Source organism: Holdemanella porci, from assembly GCF_009696075.1.
Classification (GTDB): Bacteria; Bacillota_I; Bacilli_A; order Erysipelotrichales; family Erysipelotrichaceae; genus Holdemanella; species Holdemanella porci.
The window spans coordinates 1-3,193 of record NZ_VUMR01000093.1 but is presented as its reverse complement, the minus strand read 5'-3'; the positions used below and the strand labels follow the sequence as shown (position 1 = coordinate 3,193).

At 32.0% G+C, this 3,193-nt stretch carries 3 protein-coding genes and 1 tRNA gene; all 4 read right to left on the bottom strand.

The window, feature by feature from the left end; all coding sequences use genetic code 11:
- Window positions 1-430 precede the first annotated feature (430 nt).
- The 4 genes from FYJ55_RS10360 to FYJ55_RS10345 all read right to left on the bottom strand — a co-directional run bounded on the left by FYJ55_RS10360 (window position 431) and on the right by FYJ55_RS10345 (window position 2,853).
- Window positions 431-505: transfer RNA gene (locus tag FYJ55_RS10360), tRNA-Glu, on the bottom strand.
- A gap of 49 nt (window positions 506-554) precedes the next feature.
- Window positions 555-1,961: a beta-Ala-His dipeptidase gene (pepD, locus tag FYJ55_RS10355; protein WP_154556756.1), complete on the bottom strand. Its 1,407-nt coding sequence runs from the start codon at window positions 1,959-1,961 to the stop codon at window positions 555-557.
- A 63-nt stretch (window positions 1,962-2,024) separates the two neighbouring features.
- Window positions 2,025-2,411: an Hsp20/alpha crystallin family protein gene (locus tag FYJ55_RS10350; protein ID WP_154556755.1), complete on the bottom strand. Its 387-nt coding sequence runs from the start codon at window positions 2,409-2,411 to the stop codon at window positions 2,025-2,027.
- A 79-nt stretch (window positions 2,412-2,490) separates the two neighbouring features.
- Window positions 2,491-2,853 (bottom strand): LURP-one-related/scramblase family protein, encoded by a 363-nt coding sequence (locus tag FYJ55_RS10345; protein WP_229771164.1) that lies wholly within the window; start codon window positions 2,851-2,853, stop codon window positions 2,491-2,493.
- Between the last annotated feature and the right edge of the window lie 340 nt (window positions 2,854-3,193).

Here is a 3,193-nt window from a genome sequence, read left to right as displayed (position 1 = left end):
GTTTAAATATTTTGAAGTTCTTGTCATAAGTGTAGTCTCTCTTTCGTTTACACCTATACAATAATTCTTAAATAGACATTATTAATGTCGAATATATTAACAAGTCACCAATGTATCTGTTAAGCCATAAAAAATATCCCTAATTTTTCTAACATTATAAAGATTAGTCCTTTCTATGTATATGTACTACATTTACCAATCTCTGTATCTTAAGTACATAGCGTAAAGTAATTTCATGAATGCACTAAGTACTAAAAGTCTTCCTAAGAGTTCTAACATTATATCAATGCATATCCTTTCTGTTCTTCATATAAATTACACTTTTTGTATGAAATTGAAAAACAAGAATTTTGAAATAAGTGTATATAAAAAGTATATCTCTAATATAAGAATAATAAAAACTCCTTTATGTAAAGGAGTAATTGATAAATGGTAGCGCGTACGGGATTCGAACCCGTGATACAGCCTTGAGAGGGCTGTGGCTTAACCGCTTGCCGAACGCGCCATGTGCTTAAATATTATAGCACAAAATAAAAGAGAAGTATAGACTTCTCTTACAATTCTGCAATCAAATCGCATAAGTTTTTATATGCTTTTTGAAAAGATTCTAGGTTTAGTTTTTCTTCTGGCGTATGGCAACCTTCGGCAATAGGGCCGTATGTGATGATATCTAAATCTGGAATCAATCCTTTTAGAATACCCGTTTCCATACCGCCGTGGGATGCTTCCGTTTCCATTTCTACACCTTGTTTTTTTAAGATTTCTTTTAATTTTTCTCTTAATGGACTGTTAGCTTCATAGTTCCAGCCACAGAAGTTTGTATCTTCATGTTCAGTTGCATGACATAATTGTGCAATCATATTGATTTTATTGCCTAATTCATTTTTCATAGATTCTAATGGGGAACGAATACAGAATGCACATTTTACAACATTGTCTTCTGTTCTTAGCTTACCTAAGTTAAGGGAAGCTAGAGTTAATCCTTCAATGGCCATAGATTTATGCTGCAAACCATTTGGTAGTAAGTAGTATAGTGTAATCAATTCGTTTGTATCTTTTAAAGTAAAAGCTTTAGTCGCTTTGTCTGTTTCTTCCAATTGAATGTCGAGTTTACTATCACTAAATTCAAATTCTGTTTTTAGATCTTTTACGATAGAATCAATATTTGGCTTAATGTCTGAAACGAAAATTGCTTCTGCTTCTCTAGGAATCGCATTTTCTTTCAATCCACCATTTACAGATACGATTTGAAGATCTTTTAATGTTTGCAGAACTCTAAATAAGATTTTAATGGAGTTACCCTTTTCTTGATCAATGCAAGCACCTGAATGACCTCCATCTAATCCTTTGACAATAAGTTTATAGGTTGGTTTATTTACTTCTTCAAACGTGCATGGTTTATCGACATAGGCATAGCGACCACCACTTGTTGTGGTGCAAGTACTAACTTCACCACCACCATCAAGACCAATCATCTTTTTGGCATTGAAGTATTCCTTTTTTAGATTGATAGATCCTAATAGGCCCACTTCTTCTTGTACAGTAAATACACATTCTAGGTTTGGATGTTTTAGAGTATCATCACTTAAAATGGCTAACATGTAGCTAACTCCAAATCCATCATCAGCACCTAATGTTGTTCCTTTCGCTTTTAACCAGCCATCTTCAACATATAAATTTAAAGCATCGTTTTCAAAGTCAAAATCGACATCGTTGTTTTTTTCACACACCATATCCATATGCGCCTGCAACATGACGGTATCGTGATTTTCATAGCCTGGTGTAGCACCCTTATAAATAATCACATTATTCATGTCATCACGAACATATTTAAAATCGTGTTCCTTCGCAAAACTTTCTATATAGTCTGCGATTTTTTCTTCATGAAATGATCCATGAGGAATCTTTGAGATTTCTTCAAAATATTTGAAGATCGCAATATTTTGATCTAATACACTCATTATCTATACCTCCACTTGATTAAGAATAGTATAATCCAAAAAATGAGAGACGCAAGTCTCTCACTATTGAATATTGATATATCTTGTTTCTTCTTCATGCTTAACTGGTTTTGTAGGCAATAAGATAAATAATTCACCATTGTCAAAATGAGCTTTGATATCCTCTTGTTTGTAGCCTTCACCAATATAGAAAGAACGAGAATAAGTTCCAGTAAATCTTTCTTGACGAAGCACACGCGTATCTTCTTTGTTGATATTACGAGTAGCTGTGATCTTTAAGTAGCCATCTTTTAATTCGATTTGAATATTTTCTTTTTGAATACCACAAACCTCCATGCAGATTTGATAATATCCGTCTTTTTCATAAATGTCTGTTCTTAATACAGTATTTGTATCTTGTTTTTTAGTATCGTTGAAAAAGTCATCAAAATAATTAGGGTAATAGCGCATATTGAATCCTCCTTAGCACTTATGTCATTTAACTGCTAATATCATAGTACAATTATTTGGCACAGTCAAGAGATGAGTGCTAAAAATTTTGTCGCTTGTTTCTAGTACACTTTTTTGCATCAATAGCCAAGACAAACATAAGCGCATCCAATGCATTTTCTGGATCTTTGACATCAATGACATAAGTATCGGTTACATTAAATATTTCTATACGAATAATCGCTACAATATCATAGCTTTCATCCACAATTGTATAGTTCCATTCAGTAAGAGTTCCATCAATATGCCATCCGTTGTAGTCAATGTAATAATGTGGAGTAAAGAAAGATAGTTCTTTCGATAAACAACCTATATATTCATTATTCTTATAGATTTCAAATTTAGGAAGAAAAGTTATCACCTTTTCTAATACAGTATCCACTTCATTTCCATATAGTATCATCACCACATCAATAACATTTTCTAGAATTCTTAATTTGTATCTTCACATCTTTTAAGGTTTATTTAAGTTTGAATCAGTATACTCACTTACGAAATAGGCGATTATACTTTTCATGCCCTTAGAATAATCATGCCTATTTTTTTTTTGGACAAATTTAAATTTCTGTAAAAACTTAAGAAAACTTAAGGAAATCTTAAGAAAAACATAATACAATAGGCTTAACTAGCAATTTGGTGACTTTGCTATAATTCTTCTTTTTATCACTTACACGAATAACCACTCGTTTTTCAAATCCTTTAAGCGAGTGATTTTATAGATGTTTTTCAATCTAAGTAGTACG